At 64.2% G+C, this 18,832-nt stretch carries 19 protein-coding genes; 14 read left to right on the forward strand and 5 right to left on the reverse strand.

Translation table 11 applies throughout. The annotated features are described in order from the left end of the window. Window positions 1-593 precede the first annotated feature (593 nt). The 3 genes from SE92_RS28790 to SE92_RS28800 all read left to right on the forward strand — a co-directional run bounded on the left by SE92_RS28790 (window position 594) and on the right by SE92_RS28800 (window position 2,944). Entirely contained in the window at window positions 594-890 is a 297-nt protein-coding gene (locus SE92_RS28790; protein ID WP_157095722.1) for a hypothetical protein, read from the forward strand. 90 nt (window positions 891-980) lie between these two features. Continuing rightward, a complete protein-coding gene (locus SE92_RS28795) occupies window positions 981-2,042 on the forward strand; it encodes a M23 family metallopeptidase (RefSeq protein ID WP_198172811.1) in 1,062 nt (353 codons plus the stop codon). A gap of 221 nt (window positions 2,043-2,263) precedes the next feature. After that, window positions 2,264-2,944 carry a TetR/AcrR family transcriptional regulator gene (locus SE92_RS28800; RefSeq protein ID WP_063203817.1) on the forward strand — a complete coding sequence of 227 codons (681 nt, stop codon included), beginning with the start codon at window positions 2,264-2,266 and terminating at the stop codon, window positions 2,942-2,944. A gap of 150 nt (window positions 2,945-3,094) precedes the next feature. On the opposite strand, the gene pyk is transcribed toward SE92_RS28800, so the two are convergent. Together pyk and SE92_RS28810 are read right to left on the reverse strand one after the other, a co-directional pair. Further along, entirely contained in the window at window positions 3,095-4,531 is a 1,437-nt protein-coding gene (gene pyk, locus SE92_RS28805; RefSeq protein ID WP_063201134.1) for a pyruvate kinase, read from the reverse strand. Then, window positions 4,528-5,124, reverse strand: a complete 597-nt coding sequence (locus tag SE92_RS28810) for a DUF1036 domain-containing protein (RefSeq protein ID WP_063201137.1) — start codon at window positions 5,122-5,124, stop codon at window positions 4,528-4,530. The genes pyk and SE92_RS28810 overlap by 4 nt, the downstream gene beginning before the upstream one ends. Window positions 5,125-5,310: 186 nt before the next feature. Between SE92_RS28810 and SE92_RS28815 the strand changes: the two genes are divergently transcribed. The 3 genes from SE92_RS28815 to SE92_RS28825 all read left to right on the forward strand — a co-directional run bounded on the left by SE92_RS28815 (window position 5,311) and on the right by SE92_RS28825 (window position 6,609). Beyond that, on the forward strand, window positions 5,311-5,622 hold the full coding sequence (locus SE92_RS28815; RefSeq protein ID WP_063201140.1) for a DUF1244 domain-containing protein: 312 nt from the start codon (window positions 5,311-5,313) through the stop codon (window positions 5,620-5,622). Between the two features lie 190 nt (window positions 5,623-5,812). After that, a complete protein-coding gene (locus SE92_RS28820) occupies window positions 5,813-6,085 on the forward strand; it encodes a DUF2312 domain-containing protein (RefSeq protein WP_063201143.1) in 273 nt (90 codons plus the stop codon). A gap of 98 nt (window positions 6,086-6,183) precedes the next feature. Beyond that, window positions 6,184-6,609 carry a DUF1801 domain-containing protein gene (locus SE92_RS28825; protein WP_063201145.1) on the forward strand — a complete coding sequence of 142 codons (426 nt, stop codon included), beginning with the start codon at window positions 6,184-6,186 and terminating at the stop codon, window positions 6,607-6,609. 31 nt (window positions 6,610-6,640) lie between these two features. On the opposite strand, the gene mepK is transcribed toward SE92_RS28825, so the two are convergent. The 3 genes from mepK to SE92_RS28840 all read right to left on the reverse strand — a co-directional run bounded on the left by mepK (window position 6,641) and on the right by SE92_RS28840 (window position 12,593). Beyond that, a complete protein-coding gene (mepK, locus tag SE92_RS28830; protein WP_063201148.1) occupies window positions 6,641-8,266 on the reverse strand; it encodes a peptidoglycan L,D-endopeptidase MepK in 1,626 nt (541 codons plus the stop codon). 257 nt (window positions 8,267-8,523) lie between these two features. Beyond that, window positions 8,524-10,749: a L,D-transpeptidase family protein gene (locus tag SE92_RS28835; protein WP_063201151.1), complete on the reverse strand. Its 2,226-nt coding sequence runs from the start codon at window positions 10,747-10,749 to the stop codon at window positions 8,524-8,526. 347 nt (window positions 10,750-11,096) lie between these two features. Then, window positions 11,097-12,593, reverse strand: a complete 1,497-nt coding sequence (locus tag SE92_RS28840; RefSeq protein WP_063201154.1) for a sigma-54-dependent transcriptional regulator — start codon at window positions 12,591-12,593, stop codon at window positions 11,097-11,099. A 127-nt stretch (window positions 12,594-12,720) separates the two neighbouring features. On the opposite strand from SE92_RS28840, the gene SE92_RS28845 reads away from it, so the two are divergent. The 8 genes from SE92_RS28845 to SE92_RS36840 all read left to right on the forward strand — a co-directional run bounded on the left by SE92_RS28845 (window position 12,721) and on the right by SE92_RS36840 (window position 18,829). Then, window positions 12,721-14,655, forward strand: a complete 1,935-nt coding sequence (locus tag SE92_RS28845) for a M3 family oligoendopeptidase (RefSeq protein ID WP_063201157.1) — start codon at window positions 12,721-12,723, stop codon at window positions 14,653-14,655. 65 nt (window positions 14,656-14,720) lie between these two features. Then, window positions 14,721-14,945 (forward strand): AbrB/MazE/SpoVT family DNA-binding domain-containing protein, encoded by a 225-nt coding sequence (locus SE92_RS28850; RefSeq protein WP_063203818.1) that lies wholly within the window; start codon window positions 14,721-14,723, stop codon window positions 14,943-14,945. Between the two features lie 12 nt (window positions 14,946-14,957). Beyond that, complete coding sequence (locus SE92_RS28855; protein ID WP_084251901.1) at window positions 14,958-15,353, forward strand: type II toxin-antitoxin system death-on-curing family toxin; 396 nt, start codon at window positions 14,958-14,960, stop codon at window positions 15,351-15,353. Between the two features lie 97 nt (window positions 15,354-15,450). Further along, a complete protein-coding gene (locus SE92_RS28860; RefSeq protein ID WP_035998674.1) occupies window positions 15,451-15,603 on the forward strand; it encodes an aa3-type cytochrome c oxidase subunit IV in 153 nt (50 codons plus the stop codon). A gap of 139 nt (window positions 15,604-15,742) precedes the next feature. Continuing rightward, window positions 15,743-16,870 (forward strand): Re/Si-specific NAD(P)(+) transhydrogenase subunit alpha, encoded by a 1,128-nt coding sequence (locus SE92_RS28865; RefSeq protein WP_063201160.1) that lies wholly within the window; start codon window positions 15,743-15,745, stop codon window positions 16,868-16,870. A 12-nt stretch (window positions 16,871-16,882) separates the two neighbouring features. After that, window positions 16,883-17,200, forward strand: coding sequence for a proton-translocating transhydrogenase family protein (locus SE92_RS28870; RefSeq protein WP_018453812.1), 318 nt, complete (start codon window positions 16,883-16,885; stop codon window positions 17,198-17,200). A gap of 42 nt (window positions 17,201-17,242) precedes the next feature. Continuing rightward, window positions 17,243-18,640: an NAD(P)(+) transhydrogenase (Re/Si-specific) subunit beta gene (locus SE92_RS28875; protein WP_063201163.1), complete on the forward strand. Its 1,398-nt coding sequence runs from the start codon at window positions 17,243-17,245 to the stop codon at window positions 18,638-18,640. A gap of 18 nt (window positions 18,641-18,658) precedes the next feature. Continuing rightward, the gene (locus tag SE92_RS36840; RefSeq protein WP_198172813.1) at window positions 18,659-18,829 is read left to right on the forward strand and encodes a hypothetical protein; all 171 of its coding nucleotides are present in this window, start codon (window positions 18,659-18,661) and stop codon (window positions 18,827-18,829) included. Window positions 18,830-18,832: the final 3 nt, after the last annotated feature.

The following is an 18,832-nucleotide window of genomic DNA, read 5'->3' on the forward strand; positions in this document are numbered from 1 at the left end:
CGCGCAAACAGTCTCTGAACGTATTCCAAACGCCAGTCACAACCACGGCCCCCGAACATCGATACCGCCTGCGCACTGCGCGCGGGCCGACGTCAACGTCCGGTTGCGGACACTACATAAGAACTTCGAGATGTAAAGAAGCGACACACAACCTCGTGCTTTTCCGAGGACGTGGCGCGCTGACGCGCGAAGCAGCGAAGATTCAAATCAAATTTGGAACCCGCAACTCCAAGCATTTGAAGATGCTCATTCGATCGCTGTTCAATCGCGATCGATTCGTTTGCCAATGACCGCAATGAGACAGCGAATGAGATCGCGCTCGTTTTGCTTGCGGCAATTTGCCACCATTTTTGAAGCCGGTTCCTTCGCGAACCCCCGGGCAGAATTGGCGGAGACGATGAGATGCCGAGTGCTGAACGATTCTGAACACGATGAATTTGACGGCTTGGCGGGCGCGCAAACTTCGCGCAATGATATCGATGTTCAGCGGCGCCCACACGAACGTTTGGGCTCGGACGAAGCGGCCTCCTTTCCAACGATTTTCTGCGATGACTGCTCCTCGAGGCCCAGGAGCCAAACACCAAGTGAGACCCGTGAAGGTCAGATTGCGCCTACCCATGCCGTTCGTCGGTGCCGCAATAGCGATTATCATGGGGGTGCATGGCGTCTACAGGCTGAGCCAGTGGTACTCTGCCGGAACGCTCTGGGCGAATTTTCGTAGCAGGGGCGGGCCCAGCAATCATCAACTGATCACGTTTGAAGACCATCCATTCAACTTCGTCGGCTTGTTTGGGCTTCATCTGCTGTTCATCCTGACGGGCTGCTTGGGATTCGTTTTCATCGCACGAGAGATGCGGGCTTGGCTTAATCGGGAAAAATCCGGCAGATAGGGATCTATCGTCGCCTTCGTGGGTGATCCTCACCGGTACCAATGTTTTCTCGGTGTACCGATGTTGGCCAAGGTTCTTGGGACATCAGGAATGGAATTCTCGCTGCCGGACTGCACTTTTTCGCGCGCCCGTTTGTCGGAACGGACGGATCGGATGAGAGCGCTTGTGTCTGTATCAGTGGTCTGCGCGGCCATCACGTGTGCGTCGGCGGCTCGCAGCGCCGAGCTACAACCGTTCGCTTGGCCGGTTGCCTGCGAGTTGGGAACGACCTGCTTCATCCAGAACTACGTCGACCATGATCCCTCGGACAAGACCTTGGACTATCGATGTGGCCACCGAACCTATGACGGTCACGACGGCACCGACATCCGGCTGCCCGATCTGGACGTTCAGCGAAAAGGGGTCGAGGTCGTTGCCGCCGCGTCGGGGCGCGTTGCCCACATGCGCGATGGCATGGATGACGTCTCGGTCAAGGTCGTCGGCAAAGCGGCAATCACCGGCAGGGAATGCGGCAACGGCGCCGTCGTCGAACACGGAAATGGCTGGAGCACGCAATACTGCCACATGGCCAAGGGTAGTCTCAAGGTGAAGCCCGGCGACAATGTCAGCTCCGGGCAGGCGCTTGGGCTGGTGGGTCTGTCGGGAAACACCGAGTTCCCACATCTGCATTTCACGGTGAGGCATGACGGGAAAATTGTAGATCCATTCGCCGAGGGCGCCGCGAAGGGCGAATGCAATTCCGGCCGTTCGCTGTGGCAAAAGGCGCAAAACTCCGTTTCGAACGCTCCGTCCACCGAGATCATCAATGCCGGCTTTGCCGATCACGCGGTGACCATGGACGAGATCGAGACAGGTGAGGTCAAGCGATCCTTGCCTGGCTCTCAATCGGCCGCCATCGTTGCGTATGTTCGCGCAATCGGACTTCAGGCGGACGACGAGCAAGCGCTCGAGTTGAGGTCACCTGAGGGGCAGGTCGTCGCGGAGTATCGCGCACCGAAACTGCCACGGGACCAGGCCCAGTATTTCATCTCGGCTGGACGAAAGCGCGCAGGCTCCGCTTGGCCGGCCGGCACCTATCGGGCAACTTTCGTTTTGCGCCGACAAGGTGCCGAGATCGCGCGGCGGTCCTTCCAAATGGACGTCGCGCGATAGCCATCTCGTCTCCCGCTCGTTCCCTTGGGCAGTTCCAGGACGAGGCCTTTCACAAGCAGGGTTGACGCTCCAGTCCGGTCGCTGCGACGCGTCATGCATTTCCTGTCTTGTCATTCACTCTGAATAGTTGTTCAGTCCTTGAGGGGCGATTTGCATCTTTTGAAGTGACGAAGCGTTCGGTTGCAGGGCGTGCGGCCGGCGTGTGGGACAGGAAGCGCGCCATGGTTTATCGGCGGACGCATCAAGTGGTGAAGCGCCTTGCGGCGCGGCGCAGCGCAATTCTGGCGGCGGCGCGGGAGACTGCGGCGGAAGGCGGGATGGCGGCGGTGCAGATTGCGCCGGTCGCGGTCCGGGCCAATGTCGCGGCCGGCACGGTCTACCGCTACTTCCCCTCCAAGGCCGATCTGATCTCCGAACTCATTGCCGAGGTCTCCCGCGACGAGCTCGCGGCGATCCGCCGGGCCGCCGATGCCGCGCCGGGGCCGTCCTCGGCGCTGGCCGCGGCCGTGACGACGGTGGCGGTCCATACCCTGTCGCAGCGCAGGCTGGCCTGGGGCATCCTGGCCGAGCCGGTCGATGTCGATGTCAGCGCCTCCAGGCTTGCCAGCCGGCGCGAGATCGCGGGCGAGATCGCGGGTCGGATCGACGCTGCGGTGCGCGCCGGTCACCTGCCGGCGCAGGATACCGCGCTCGCCGCCACCGCGTTGCTCGGCGCGCTGCACGAGGCCCTGGTCGGGCCGCTCGCGCCCGACAATCTCGACGATCCCGTCAGGATGCGCGATGCGGTGCAGACCGTGACGCTGCTGGCACTGCGCGCGGTCGGCGTCATGGACGCCCGCGCCCGCGGTCTGGTGGTGCAGCAGACGCTGCTGCCGACCACGAAGGCGCTGGTTGGGGCGTAAAAACACAACGCGACCGAGGCGGTGGCCTGACCCCGCTCAGGTCGTTGATTGAGCGAGCCTTTTCGCAAAACCGCAGCAAGCTCGCCGAAGGCTCCGGCTACTTTGCATGGGGTTGTTTTGCGACTTTTTGCCTGGCGGGCCCTGGCCGATCTACATGTTCGCGTCGCCCTCGGGGCCGACCGAGGCGATGCGCACCATGTTGGTGGTGCCGGGGATGCCGAGCGGCACGCCGGCGACGATGATGACGCGCTGGCCGGCGCGGACGAAGCCGTCGCGGAAAGCGATCTGGCCGGCACGACTGACCATGTCGTCCTGGTCGCGCGCATCCTCCGCCACCACGCAATGCACGCCCCAGACCACCGCGAGCCGGCGGCCGGCGTTGATGTTCGGCGTGATCGCCACGATCGGCGGCTTCGGCCGCTCGCGCGCCACCCGCACGGCGGTTGAGCCCGATGAAGTCCAGCAGATCAAGGCCGGAAGATCGAGCGTCTCGGCGATCTGCCGCGCGGCGTCGGCAATGGCGTCGCCCGCAGTGGCTTCCGGCGCGGGGCGCTGCGCGGTGAGCACGGAACGATAAATCGGGTCGCGCTCGACCTCCTCGCCGATGCGGTTCATGGTCGAGACCGCCTCGACCGGGAATTTGCCGGCCGCCGATTCCGCAGACAGCATGATGGCGTCGGCGCCCTCGTAGACCGCGGTTGCGACGTCGGAGACTTCGGCGCGGGTCGGCACCGGCGACTGGATCATCGATTCCAGCATCTGGGTCGCGACCACCACCGGCTTGCCGGCGCGGCGCGCCATCCGCGTCATCTGCTTCTGCAGGCTCGGCACGCGCTCGAGCGGCAGCTCGACGCCGAGATCGCCGCGCGCCACCATCAGCGCGTCGGAGGCCTCGATGATGTCGGCGAGGCGGTCGATCGCCTGCGGCTTCTCGATCTTGGCCATCACGGCGGCGCGGCCGCGGATCATCTTCTTGGCTTCGAGCACGTCGTCGGCGCGCTGCACGAAGGACAGCGCGATCCAGTCGACGCCGGTGACGAGCGCGGCCTCGAGGTCGGCGCGATCCTTCGACGTCATGGCGGAGACCGGCAAATCGGTGTCGGGCAGGCTGACGCCCTTGCGGTCGCTCATCTTGCCGCCGACCACGACGCGCGTCACCGCGTGCTCTTTGGAGGTTTCCTCCGCGATCAGCCGGACCTTGCCGTCGTCGAGCAGCAGCGCGTGGCCGGGCCGCAGCGCCGCCAGGATCTCGGGATGCGGAAGATGGACGCGCGTGGCATCGCCCGGCGTCTTGTCGGAATCGAGCGTGAAGGTCTGGCCGTTCTGGAGCTGCACCGAGCCTTCGGCGAAAGCACCTAGCCTGAGCTTCGGGCCCTGGAGGTCGACCAGGATGCCGATCGGTCGGCCGTAGCTGGACTCGACGTTGCGGATCGTCGCCACCAGCTCCCGCATCTTGTCGTGCGGGGTGTGGCTCATGTTGATGCGAAACAGGTCGGCGCCGGCCTCGAACAGGCGGCGGATCATTGCGAGATCTGAAGAAGCCGGTCCCAGGGTCGCGAGAATCTTGATACGGCGAAGACGCCTCATGGCTTATTTCCAGATGGGGGCGGGGCGGCGGCTGGCGGGAGACCAGGCGCGGCCGGGGGCGTACCACCGGGCGGGCCGTTGGGCAAACCCGGAACCCCGCCCGGGCCAACTGGACCGGGCAGGCCGGGTACGCGTTGCTGCGCCGGCTGCTCGTTGGCGTCAGTCAATTGCACCGTCCACGCCCGCTGCTCGCCGGTGTCGACCTCGAAATAGCCGGTCCGGTCATAGCCGCGCGCGAGACAATCCTCGGTGCCGCGGATGGTGAACTCCTTGTCGCGCGAGCACATGAAGGCCTGCCCCGACCACTCGCCGCCGCGGTCATAGTCGATCGCGTAGATGTAATAGTATCGGGCGACCAGCGTTCCCCGCAGCAGGGTCTCGCAGGAGCGCGACGAGATGTTCCACCAGCCTTCCGTGGTCCAGCCTTCGGCGTCCTTGTAGCCGAGCGCAATGCCAACACGGCTCGAGGTGTTGTTGCACAGGCGGAAATCGGCGGAGGCCGGACTGGCGCAAAGGCACAGCAAGGCGATCACCAGCACCGGGACCAACCGGGCGAGCAGGCGAAGTGGCGTGCGGGGAGATTCGGCAATCATTGTCGCGGTAGCTATACCAGATCATTGACGATTTGGCGTAGGGCCGGGGAACCGCCCCGAAAAGGTCGGTGGCAGCGGTTTCGGCCGGTTTGCGCCGGGATATGGCAAAATCTGTGACAGAGCCCACCTGATCCCGTAAGGGTGACCTCCATCGGGTCAGGTCCACGGGATCCAAGGGAAACAGCCATGGCAATCGACGACAAAACCAGAACCGAGCTCGAGGCGGCCGCTTTCCGGCGCCTGGTGGAGCATCTGAAGACGCGGACGGATGTCCAGAACATCGACCTGATGAATCTGGCGGGCTTCTGCCGCAACTGCCTGTCCAACTGGCTCAAGGAAGCCGCCGACGCGCAAGGCGCGGCCATGAGCAAGGATGAGAGCCGGGAGGCCGTCTACGGCATGCCCTACGAGGCCTGGAAGGCGAAATACCAGGGCGCGGCCACGCCCGAGCAGATCGAGACGATGAAGAAGGTCCATCCTCACGGCCACGGGCATTGAATTCGCGCGGCCTTTGAGTCGCACCACACAACAGCTTTCTTCGCCCCGCCGCAGGAAGGTGTGGGCGCGCTGTGGACGAGCGCGATGCTTGCTTGAACGCGGGGGACGCCAACCCTAAGGGTTCTCCCCAGCACGCGCGGTGAGGATGCCGGCGTCACCTCGTTTTGCCAGTTCCATTTGGAGTACCAAGATGGCCACCACCGCCGCCGTCCGCGACGACGAGCCCGCGACGAAATTTGCCAAGGACCAGCTCAAATCCATCATCGAGCGCATCGAGCGGCTGGAGGAAGAGAAGAAGGCGATCTCCGACGACATCCGGGACGTCTATGCCGAAAGCAAGGGCAACGGCTACGACGTCAAGGCGCTCCGCACCATCGTGCGCATGCGCAAGCAGGACCCGAACGAGCGCGCCGAGGCCGAGACCATTCTCGAAACCTATATGCAGGCGCTGGGGATGATCTGAGGCGTTGGCGCCTCAAGCCCTGCTGACGTAGCCCGGATTACGCTTTCGCTTCATCTAGGCTACAAATTGCGCGTATTCGTTTGGGAACGGAGACGCAAATGGTTGTGCCATCGCCGCCGCGTGAGGTCAGTCGCGCCTTCGGCGCTCTTCCGGCGCCGATCGGCAAGCGGCTGCTGGAGGTGCGCGACCTGATCTTCGCGGCCGCTGCGGCCGATGACGATGTCGGCAAGCTCACCGAAACCTTGAAATGGGGCGAGCCGGCCTATCTGACGGAGGAGACCGACAGCGGCTCCACGATCCGGCTCGGACGTCTCAAGGATTCCGACCACGCCGCCATCCTGTTCAACTGCAGGACGACGTTGGTCGATAATTTTCGCGAGCGCTTTCCCGATCAGTTCGAGTACCGGCAGACGCGGGCATTGCTGGTGCCGGTGACGGGCCGGCTGCCGAAGCAGGAGCTATCGATCTGCCTGTCGCTGGCGCTGACTTATCATCTGGATCGGCAGGGCAGGAAGGCGCGGTAGCGGAGGGGCTACGTGCCGTTTGCAGACGCTATCAGCGCAGCGCCGCCGTGCGCATGACGAACGACGTCGTCTGGAGCTTCGCGGTCGCGCTGCCCGAGAAGCTGTCGCAGGACAGGCCATGCATGGGATCGTCCGCAAAACCCATCGCGATCACGGCCCGCGGCTTGACGAAATAAGCGCGCAGCGCCGCGGTATCGAGCTCGCCCATCAAGGTCACCGACATCGCGCGGCTGGCGCTCGGCGAAAGCATCACGATCTTGAGCCAGATGCTCTCGCCCTTGGCGGCGGAAAGGCGGGTCGCGGTCGCCACCATGCCGTCGGTGCTCTTGCCGACCACCGTGTTGATCTCGGTCGCCTGGGCAAGGTTGCGCGAGGCCGGGCGGGCGGATCGCGGGATCGGTGCCGAGGCCGCGACGACATTGGCGCGATCGACCGGAGAGGCGGCCGGCGCGAAAGCCAGCGCCTGAAGGGCCGAATTGGACACGCTCGCGGTGGGTTGCGAATCGGTGGCGGCGGCAAGGGCCTGGCGGGCCTTCAGCGCGGCGATTTGCGCCGGCGTCGCCTGCTGCGGGGCAGCCGAGACATCATCCCAGAAGCCGCGGGCATTGATGATGTCGGCCGGGGTTTCCGGCTTGCCGTCAACGGATTTGCCGGTCGCCTGCTTGTCAGCCACCGGCGCGGGCTTCGGCTTGGGCGGGGCAACGAGCTGCGCATCGGCCGAGGCGAGCTGGATCGTGGCGGCCATTTGCGGCTTGGCGCGCGGCGTCGGCACCGGATCGGCCGGCTTGGCTGCGGCGACCAAGGTCGGGGCCGCCGGCTTGGCGGCCGGGGCGGGCGCGCCCTCGTCATCCTCGTCGCTGCTGCTGGCCGGAGCGGCCGACTTGCTCTTGAACAGGGCGGCAAAGAAATTCGGCTTGCTGCCGGAATCGTCGCCGCTGCCGCGCCGCTCGATCTCGGCCTTGGCAAGCTCGTAACCCTTCAGCGGCACGCCGTCGGTCGGCAGATGCACCGTCTTGCCGTCCGGGAAGACGCGGGCGAGCTGGTCATGCGTCATACGCGGCCAGTGCCGGACACTGCCGGTATCCAGATGCACGAAGGGCGATCCGGAGGTCGGATAGAAGCCGACGCCGCCGCGCTGCAGGCGCAGGCCGGCGAAACGGATCTGCTCCAGCGGCACGCCCGGAATGTAGAAGTCCATCGCATGTCCCAGCATGTGCTGGCTGGCGCGCGCCACCCCGGAGGAGCGGCGGCGGAGCATGGCGTTGGTGGCGGGGGAGCGGTAGGAGGAGATGATCTGGATCGGCTGCTTGGCGTCGACGTCGCGGTAGACGTCCCAGAGGATGTCGAAGAGGTGACGGTCCATGACCGTCTCGTCCTGGGTGCGCCAGTCGCGCAGGAAGTGATTGAGCTGCTTCAGCGCCGCTTCGTCGTAGCGGCCCTCGCGCTTGAAGGTGACGGTCAGGTCTTCGCCGGAATGGGTGTGGTGGAAGGAGAGAGTCTTGGTTTCACTCAGCGCGGCGGCGTTATGGACCGAACCCGCGGCAGCAAGCAGCAACACGGCAGCGAGGCCGATCCGCGATCCGGCCTTCACTCCCGCATGGGACAACGACAGCACAGCGAATTGGTGTGCAAGACCAGTCAGCACGTATGAGCCCACCCAGTCGACGAGCGTTCAAATGGACTCTCCCGCCAACCCCGTTAGCGCGCGAAAGAGGATGAACGCTTTATTAAAGCGAGAAGGTTAATTCGAGGTTGACCTTCCCGCCCCCAAACCAAGTCAGGATGCGACCTAACCGGTTGACTGTGGCAAAAAAACGCCCGCGGCCTGGTCCGAGGTGGACAATGGTTAACGTTAAGCGGCCCCGTCCATGGGAGGGGGCCGCTGATTTCGTTGCAGAATTCGTCGATTCGGGCTTAGCGGGTGAACACCCGCTGCTGCTGGGGCCGGCGGCCGACCGGGGCCGGCGGCGGGGTCGGGGCTCCGCCTCCGAACAGCCGCTCGAAGAAGTTCGGACCGGACGAGCCGAAGCCGCCGCCATTGTTGGCCACTGCCACACCTGAGGGCAGGGTCGTCGCCGGGCGCGAATAGCTCGGCTGCGAGTGCGCGACGACGGCCTCGAGATCCTTGCCGCTCTTGTTCTTCAGGATGTTGATCATGGTCGCGTCGCGGCCATAGACGTCCTTGCGGAATTGCAGCTTGCCGGCGTCGTCCACGAAGGCGGTCTGATAGGTGATGTTGACCGGGATCGGCGTCGGGAATTTCAGGTCGATCTCGCTCTTGCCGTACATGCTGCGCACGCGCTCAGGCGTGTACTTCTCGTTCGGCATGGCGATGTTGAGCAGCACCGAGGCATATTGATCCGGATTTTGCACGCGCATGCAGCCATGGCTGAAGGCGCGGTCTTCCCTGGCGAACAGGTTCTTGTCCGGCGTGTCGTGCTGATAGACCAGGAACTTGTTCGGGAAGTTGAAGCGGATGCGGCCGAGTGCGTTGGCTTCACCGGGCGGCTGCGAGATGTGCACCGAGCCGTCGCGATTCTGTTCGAGCTTGAGGCCCATGCGCTGGAGCACGGTCGGGTCCTGCTGCAGGGCCGGCAGGTACTCGTTGTAGACGATCGACGGCGGCACGTTCCAGGTCGGGTTGACCGTGATGTACTTCATCGTCTCGGTCAGCAGCGGAGTCGCATGCGTGCCCGGCTTGCCGGTGACGACGCGGGTGGTCCAGACCTGCTGGCCGCGCTGCATCACCTTCAGCGTGTAGTCGGGAATGTTGAGGATCACATAGGCATCGCCCAGCGACGACGCGCCGAGGTCGCGCGGCAGCCAGCGCCAGCGCTCCATGTTGACCAGCACGACGTCGATCTGCTTGTCCCGCTTCGGGGTGTTGAGCGCCTTGACCGTCTTGTCGTCGAGGATGCCGGTCGCCTTCATCTCGGCGCTGTTCTGGAACTTGCGCACGGCGTCGGCGACGGCGGCGTCATAGCGGGTGTCGCTGGGGTTCTCGGCGAGGCCGAGCTTGGCGCGCAGTTGCGGCACGCGCGGATCTTCCACGACGATTTCGGCCTGTTTCTTGGTGGCCGGGGTATATTTCAGCGCCGGACCCTCGGCGATTTCGATCACCGGGCCGTTGCCCTGACCGCGAAGCTCCGCGAGCTTCGCCTTCAGCTCCTTGTAGAGCTTGTGCGGCGGATTGTAGCTGTCGAGCGCTGCGGAGGCGTCAGTTGCGGTCGTGACCTTGGCAAGCACCTCGTTCGGATCGACCGGATGCTCGGGATAGAGGATGTCGCCAGAGACCTGCGACCAATGCATGCGGCCGCTCTGGGCCTGGCGGGCATAGTCGAACATGCTGGAGGTGAGCTTCAGCTCCGCATCGGCCAGCGCATCGGGCGTGGTGGCGCTGGCGAAATCCGGCACCGGATAGTCGGCGGGGTTGAGGCCGTCGGAGGCCGCGTCCTTCAGCCGCGCGATGACGCCCTTGGCCGCCGCGGTCAGGCTGCCGCCTTGGGTCCAGACCGGCGCGAAATCGCGTGCGCCATAAAACTTCTCGATCGCCGCGCGCTCGTTCTTGCGGTCGAAATAGCGCGAGGTCTTGGCGCCGATGACGTCCTTGAGCTTGTCGGCGACCGGCTGGTCGGCGGCGGGAACGTTGCTTGCGGCCTTCACCGGCTCGGTGACCGGCGCCGCTGCAGCGGCCGGCGCTGCGGGCGCAGCCGGCGTGGCAGTCGCGGTATCGGCCTTTGCAGGTTCAGATTTGGCAGGTTCAGATTTGGCGGGCTCGGTCTTTGCGGTCTCGCTCTTCGGCGCCTCGGGCGCCGGCGTGGTCGCGACGTCGGCCGGCTTGGTCTCGACCTTCTCGGCGGCTGGCGCGGGCGCAGCCTCTGCCTTCACCGGATCCTTCGCAATTTCCTTGGCGGGATCCTGCACGGTGGCGGTGGTATCGAGCTTGATGTCGGAGGCGGTCGGGGGCGGGACGTTGGCCGGCTCGGGACGCGGGATCGCGGCTTCGATCGCGAGCTCGGCAGCGCTGCTGCGCGCCTGATCCTGAGCCAGGGCCGAACTGGCCGACACCGTGAGGAAAGTTGCCGCAACCGTCATCAAGACACGGTCGAAGCCTGCACGGTGGTTCAAACAGTCACGCATTGTGTCGCACCCCTCGGGTGAACTGTCCCTTATGGAACAGCTTCGTTATCGCCAATTGAGCTTCGGCTAAATCGCGCCGGCCTCTCGAAAGTTGCACGCCTGCACGCAACGATTCCTACGCAGACGATATACAGGCCCCGGATTTGCAGCCAGCGCCAACCGGGACAACTCACGCCAAACTGACTTCAAGGCGGCCTCTTGGCAACGGATTGTGCGCTTGCCCCGCGCGCTTTTCCCTGTGTCTGTCACTTCCAAGTCACGGTTCAAGCCACAGTCGAATTCTGTCGTCATGCGAACGGCTTACAGCCGAACTCGCAGCGCCTCGCGAACCTCCGTTCGCATGAGGCTCAGTGCGTCTCCTCGCCGCTTTTCCCGCCATGTCCGGGAACCCCGGCCTCGTCGAGTTTGCGGTAGAGGGTGGACCGGCCGATTTTGAGGCGGCGGGCCACCTCGGACATCTGGCCGCGATAGTGCGAGATCGCGAAGCGGATGATCTCGTTCTCCATGTCCTCGAGAGGCCGCACATCGCCGGTCGGGGTCAGCATGGGAAGAGTTCCCGCGGCGGGGAGCGGCGCGATCGGTATATCATTACCCGATACCATCGAGGGGGTCGCCGCCGGCTCGAGCATCAGCGGCGCGGTCGGAATCTCGGTGGCGTGATGCGGCTGCGAGGCGAGCAGGGGGAAATCATTGAGGCCGAGCTGGTCGCCGTCGCTCATCACCACGGCACGGTAGACCGCGTTCTCGAGCTGGCGGATGTTGCCGGGCCAGTCGAGCTGGGCGAGATGCGCCATGGCTTCGCCGCTGATGCCGGTGATCTGGCGGTTCTCCTCGGCGGCAAAGCGCGCCAGGAAATGCCGGAGCAGGTGCGGGATGTCCTCGCGCCGGGCCCGGAGCGAGGGGATCGTCAGCGGCAGTACGTGGAGGCGATAGAACAGGTCTTCCCGGAAGTGTCCCTGTTTCACCCGCTCCAGCAGCCGGCGATTGGTTGCCGAGACGATGCGGACGTCGACCTTGACGGGCTTGCGGCCGCCGACCGCCTCGACGGCGCCTTCCTGCAGCGCGCGCAACAGCTTGACCTGCGCGGTCAACGGCAGCTCGCTGACCTCGTCCAGAAACAGCGTGCCGCCATGGGCTTCGACGAACTTGCCCATGTGCCGTTCGGTGGCGCCGGTGAAAGCACCCTTTTCGTGACCGAACAGAATGGACTCGACGAGGTTGTCGGGGATCGCGCCGCAATTGACGGCGACGAAGGGCTTTGCCTTGCGCTCGCCGCTGCCATGGATGGCGCGCGCGAACATCTCCTTGCCGACGCCGGACTCGCCCTCGATCAGCACTGGAATGGAAGAGTTCGCCGCCTTCTGCGCGGCGCGCATCACGCCCGCCATCGCTTCGGAACGGGTGATGATGTCGGAGAAGGTCAGCCGGCCCTCGCGGCTGTGCCGGATGCGCTGCAATTCGCCCTTCAGCGCGGAGGCGTTGAGGGCATTGCGAAGCGAGACCTGAAGCCGTTCCACTCCGACAGGCTTGACCACGAAATCGGCCGCGCCGGCGCGCATCGCCGAGATCACGTTGTCGATGCCGCCGTGGGCGGTCTGCACGATCACGGGGACGCTGAGGCCGGCTTCGCGGATTTTCGCCAGCACACCCATACCGTCGAGGCCGGGCATCACGAGATCGAGGATGACGGCGTCGATGGCCGGTGCGTCAGGCGCGGTGAGGGCGGCGATCGCCGCGTCGCCGGAATCCACGACGACCGTCTCATAGCCGCATTTCTGCACCATGTTCTCGACCAGCCGGCGAGCTACGGCATCGTCGTCGGCGATCAAAATACTGGCAGCCATGGTGTTCCCCGCACGCTACTACTATCTGTCTCGAATCGGGGCACTCTGGCCGAAGCCGATTAACGCACTCTTAAACCTTGATGCCCCAGCCCGCCGTCGCGATTGTTGAACACAGGTTTCCCACACAATGAATTCGCGCTCCAGATCTGCCCTGCAAAAGTCTGCCCTCCAAAAGTCTGCTCTCCGCAAGCCAGCCGCCAGCAAATCCGTCGCCAAGAAATCCGCCAAGGCAAAACCCTCCGCAAAGCCTGCGAGCAAGACCGGCAGGCTTCCGGAGTGGAACCTGGCCGATCTCTATTCCGGGATCGATGCGCCGGAAGTGGCGCGCGATCTCGAAAAGATGGATGCCGACTGTGTCGCGTTCGAGACGGACTACAAGGGCAAGCTGGCGACAGGGACAGCAAACGAAGATGGCGGAAAATGGCTCGCGGAGGCGGTGCGACGCTATGAGGCGATCGACGATCTCGCCGGCCGCCTCGGCTCTTATGCCGGTCTCGTCCATGCCGGCGACAGCGTGGACCCCAAGATTTCAAAGTTTTACGGCGATGTCTCCGAGCGGTTGACGGGGGCGTCCACGCATCTGTTGTTCTTCGCGCTCGAGCTCAACCGCGTCGATGACGATATTTTGAACCGCGCGATGCAAGCGCCCGAGCTCGCATACTACCGGCCGTGGATCGAAGACCTGCGCAAGGAGAAGCCGTATCAGCTCGACGACAAGCTCGAGCAGCTCTTCCTGGAAAAGGCGCAGACCGGCTATTCTGCCTTCAACCGGCTGTTCGACCAGACCATCTCCAGCCTGCGCTTCAAGGTCGGGTCCAAGGAGCTCGCGATCGAACCGACGCTCAATCTGCTGCAGGACCGCGACGGCGCCAAGCGCAAGAGCGCAGCCGAAGCGCTGGCGAAGACGTTCAAGGCCAATGAGCGCACCTTTGCGCTGATCACCAACACGCTCGCCAAGGACAAGGACATCTCCGACCGTTGGCGCGGCTTCAAGGACGTCGCGGATTCCCGGCATCTGAACAACCGCGTCGAGCGCGAGGTGGTGGATGCGCTGGTGGCTTCCGTGCGCGCCGCCTACCCAAAGCTGTCGCATCGCTATTACGCGTTGAAGGCGAAGTGGTTCGGCAAGAAGCGGCTGGCCTATTGGGACCGCAATGCGCCGCTGCCGTTTGCAGCGACTGACGTCATCGGCTGGCCCGATGCACGCAACATGGTGCTGACCGCCTATCGCGGCTTCTCGCCTGAGATGGCCGACATCGCCGAACGGTTCTTCACCGACCGCTGGATCGATGCGCCGGTGCGGCCCGGCAAGGCGCCGGGCGCGTTCTCGCATCCGACGACGCCCTCCGCGCACCCCTATGTGCTGATGAACTACCAGGGCAAGCCGCGCGACGTGATGACGCTCGCCCACGAACTCGGCCATGGCGTGCACCAGGTGCTGGCGGCCAAGAACGGCGCGCTGATGGCGCCGACGCCGCTGACGCTGGCCGAGACCGCGAGCGTGTTCGGGGAGATGCTGACCTTCCGCCGGCTATTGGCGCAGACCAAGAGCGCAAAGCAGCGCCAGGCGCTGCTGGCCGGCAAGGTCGAGGACATGATCAACACCGTGGTGCGGCAGATCGCGTTCTATTCGTTCGAGCGCGCGGTCCACACCGAGCGCAAGAACGGCGAGCTCACCGCGACGCGGCTCGGTGAGATCTGGCTGTCGGTGCAGGGCGAGAGCCTCGGACCGGCGATCGAGATCAAGGCAGGCTACGAGAACTACTGGATGTACATCCCGCACTTCATCCACTCGCCGTTCTACGTCTACGCCTATGCCTTCGGCGATTGCCTCGTGAACTCGCTCTATGCGGTCTACGAGAACGCGGCCGAAGGCTTTGCCGAGCGCTATCTCGACATGCTCGCCGCCGGCGGCACCAAGCATTATTCCGAGCTGCTGCGGCCATTCGGGCTCGATGCCAAGGACCCCAAGTTCTGGGACGGCGGGCTTTCGGTCATCGCCGGGATGATCGACGAGTTGGAGGCGATGGGCCGAGGGGGCGCCTACCTGAGGCACGTGTAAAACATCCGTTGAACTGCACCTTTGGTGGTGTTATACAGATGTATAACACGCTGGAGCCGGACCCCATGAAGATCGAGATCAAGAAAATCGGCAATTCCGATGGTCTGCTGCTGCCGCGCGAACTGATGCAGCGGCTCGATCTCAAGCGCGGACAGCAATTGCACATCGTGGAATTACCCGGCGGTGGTTTTCAGTTGCTGCCCTATGACCCGGATTTCGAGCGGACGATGGAAATCGCCGACGAACTGATGGACAAGTATCGCGACACGCTCGCTACGCTCGCAAAATAGCTTAGTAAGCACATGAGCGATCTGCAGGAGCCGCTCTGGATCACCTTCGAGCAGGCCGTCGCAATTCACGGTCGACAACTCCGCCGCTTCGGCGGTGCGCCGGGATTGCGCGACGAGGGGATGTTGCGCTCGGCGCTGGAGCGGCCGATCAACAAATGGCGGTACGAACAGGCGCCGATCGATGAACTCGCCGCCGCCTATGCATTTGGCCTCGCGAAAAACCATGCATTCGTCGATGGAAACAAGCGCATCGCCTTCATGGCGATGATGGTCTTCCTCCACAAGAACGGCGTGGCCTTCAGTCCCGATCCTGCGGAAGCGACAACCATCATCCTCTCGCTCGCCGCCGGCGAAGTCAGCGAGGCGAGCCTGACGCACTGGATCCGGGATAATTGGGATTCCAAATGAGCCGATTTGCGGGAAAACCGCGCTTGCCTGCCGTTGCCCTGCTCGAAGGTTTCGGGTATCCCAGCCCAAGAATTCGACTTTCGACTGGGGACATTCCATGGCTGACCATAGCGAAGTGGCGTACACCACCGCCGACGGCAACGACTACGTTGCCCACGAGCAGACCTATGAGGGCTTCATCAAACTGGTGAAGTACGGCACGGTCTCGGTCGCGCTCATCGTCATCCTGATGGCGGTCTTCCTGACCTGATCCATCGACGGCTGCATCCGCCAGCGCCGGCGGCTGCTCATAAAATTTGCATACAAGCCGGTTCCAAAACCGGTATCGAAACGTTGCGGGAGTAACGCTAAGTTCGCGTGCGCGTTTTGTCCGCGTCGCCGGAGGGCCTATGAAGATCGCCGTTGCCAAGGAAATCGATCCGTCGGAGCCGCGTGTCGCTGCTTCGCCTGATACGGTGAAGAAATTCAAGGCGCTGGGCGCCGAGATCGCGGTCGAGCCGGGCGCCGGCATCAAGTCTGGTCTGCCGGATTCCGAATTCACCGCCGCAGGCGCCACCGTCAGTGCTGACGCGCTGAAAGATGCCGACATCATCATCAAGGTGAAGCGCCCCGAGGCGTCGGAGCTGTCGCAGTACAAGCGCGGCGCGCTCGTGATCGCCATCATGGATCCCTACGGCAACGAGGCGGCGCTGAAGACGATCGCCGATGCCGGCGTCTCCGCTTTCGCGATGGAATTGATGCCGCGCATCACGCGCGCGCAGGTGATGGACGTGCTGTCCTCGCAGGCGAACCTTGCCGGCTATCGCGCCGTGATCGAGGGCGCCGAGGCCTTCGGCCGCGCCTTCCCGATGATGATGACGGCGGCCGGCACCGTGCCCGCCGCAAAGGTGTTCGTGATGGGCGTGGGCGTTGCCGGCCTGCAGGCGATCGCGACCGCGCGCCGTCTCGGCGCCGTCGTGACCGCGACCGACGTGCGTCCCGCCACGAAGGAGCAGGTCGAATCGCTCGGCGCCAAGTTCCTCGCCGTCGAGGACGAGGAGTTCAAGAACGCCCAGACCGCCGGCGGCTACGCCAAGGAAATGTCCAGGGAATATCAGGCCAAGCAGGCCGCGCTCACCGCCGAGCATATCAAGAAGCAGGACATCGTGATCACGACCGCGCTGATTCCGGGCCGGCCCGCGCCGAAGCTGGTCAGTGCCGAGATGGTCAAGTCGATGAAGCCGGGCTCGGTGCTGGTCGATCTCGCCGTCGAGCGCGGCGGCAATGTCGAGGGTGCGAAGCCGGGCGAGGTCGTCGACCTCGATGGCATCAAGATTGTCGGCTACACCAACGTCGCCGGGCGCGTCGCGGCCTCGGCCTCCAGCCTCTACGCGCGCAATTTGTTCTCCTTCATCGAGACCATGGTCGACAAGAAAGAGAAGAAGCTCGCCGTGAACTGGGACGACGAGTTGGTCAAGGCCACTGCGCTCACCAAAGACGGCGCCGTGATCCACCCGAATTTCCAGCCGAAGGCGTAAGGAGAGATCGCCATGGAGCATGTTGCACAGGTCGTCGACCCCTTCGTCTTCCGGCTGTCGATCTTCGTCCTCGCCGTCTTCGTCGGCTATTTCGTGGTGTGGTCGGTGACCCCGGCACTGCATACCCCGCTGATGAGCGTGACCAACGCGATCTCCTCGGTGATCGTGGTCGGCGCGCTGCTCGCGGTCGGCGTCGGTATGATCTCGAGCGGTTCAGGGTGGGCGCGTGGCTTCGGCTTCATCGCGCTGATCTTCGCCTGCGTGAACATCTTCGGCGGCTTCCTTGTCACCCAGCGCATGCTGGCGATGTACAAGAAGAAGGTAAAGTGACCGGCGTGCACCTCGGGGTGACGAAGACAAAGGGGACCTGAGATGAACGCCAATCTGGCAGCAGTTCTTTATCTTGTGGCGGGTGTGCTGTTCATCCTGTCGCTGCGCGGGTTGTCCAGCCCGGCGACGTCGCGCCAGGGTAATTTCTTCGGCATGATCGGCATGGCGATCGCGGTCGCCACCACGCTGGCAAGCCATCCGCCGGCCGATGGTCTCGCCTGGGTGCTGGTCCTTCTCGGCATCGCGATTGGCGGCTCGGTCGGCGCGGTCATCGCGCGCCGCGTGCCGATGACCTCGATGCCTGAACTGGTCGCCGCCTTCCACTCGCTGGTCGGCATGGCCGCGGTGCTGGTCGCCGCTGGCGCCTTCTATGCGCCAGAAGCCTTCGACATCGGCACGCCCGGCAACATCCATCCGCAGAGCCTGGTCGAGATGTCGCTCGGCGTCGCCATCGGCGCTCTGACCTTCACCGGCTCCGTGATCGCGTTCCTGAAGCTGTCCGCGCGCATGAGCGGCGCGCCGATCATCCTGCCGTTCCGCCACATCATCAACATAGCGCTGGCGCTAGCGCTGGTGTTCTTCATCGTCGGTCTCGTCCTGTCCGGCAGCGCGTTCGACTTCTGGATGATCACCATCCTCGCGCTGGCGCTCGGCGTGCTCATGATCATCCCGATCGGCGGCGCCGACATGCCGGTCGTGATCTCGATGCTGAACTCCTACTCCGGCTGGGCCGCGGCCGGCATCGGCTTCACGCTCGGCAATTCCGCGCTGATCATCACCGGTGCTCTGGTCGGCTCATCCGGCGCGATCCTGTCCTACATCATGTGCCATGCGATGAACCGGTCCTTCATCTCGGTCATCCTCGGCGGCTTCGGCGGCGAAACTGCCGCGGCCGGCGGCGGCACCGGCGAGCAGAAGCCGGCCAAGCTCGGCTCGGCGGATGACGCGGCCTTCATCATGAAGAATGCGCAGAAGGTCATCATCGTGCCCGGCTACGGCATGGCGGTGGCACAGGCTCAGCACGCGCTGCGCGAAATGGGCGACATCCTGAAGAAGGAAGGCGTCGAGGTGAAATACGCCATTCACCCGGTGGCGGGGCGCATGCCCGGCCACATGAACGTGCTGCTGGCCGAAGCCAACGTGCCCTATGACGAGGTGTTCGAGCTCGAGGATATCAACTCCGAATTCGCGCAGGCCGACATCGCCTTCGTGATCGGCGCCAACGACGTCACCAATCCGGCGGCCGAAGAGGACAAGACCTCGCCGATCTACGGCATGCCCGTGCTTCAGGTCTGGAAGGCCGGCACCGTGATGTTCATCAAGCGCTCGCTGGCATCAGGTTATGCCGGTATCGACAATCCGCTGTTTTATCGCGACAACACCATGATGCTGCTCGGCGACGCCAAGAAAGTCACCGAGAACATCGTCAAGGCGATGTAGCGCGCGAAAAAAAAGACCGTGGCCATCAACAAGGAATGGCACCACGCCCATCGCATGCCGCCGAAGGCGACGCGCGAGCTGCGCATCAAATGGCACGCCGCCCATAAGGCGGCGTGCGGCTGCCGCGACGTCCCGGCGAGCCTCCGGCCCGAGGTCATGAAATTGCTGCGGAGCCGTCGCAAGCCCTGAGTG

The sequence above is a fragment of the Bradyrhizobium sp. AT1 genome (assembly GCF_001590795.1).
Lineage (GTDB): Bacteria > Pseudomonadota > Alphaproteobacteria > Rhizobiales > Xanthobacteraceae > Bradyrhizobium.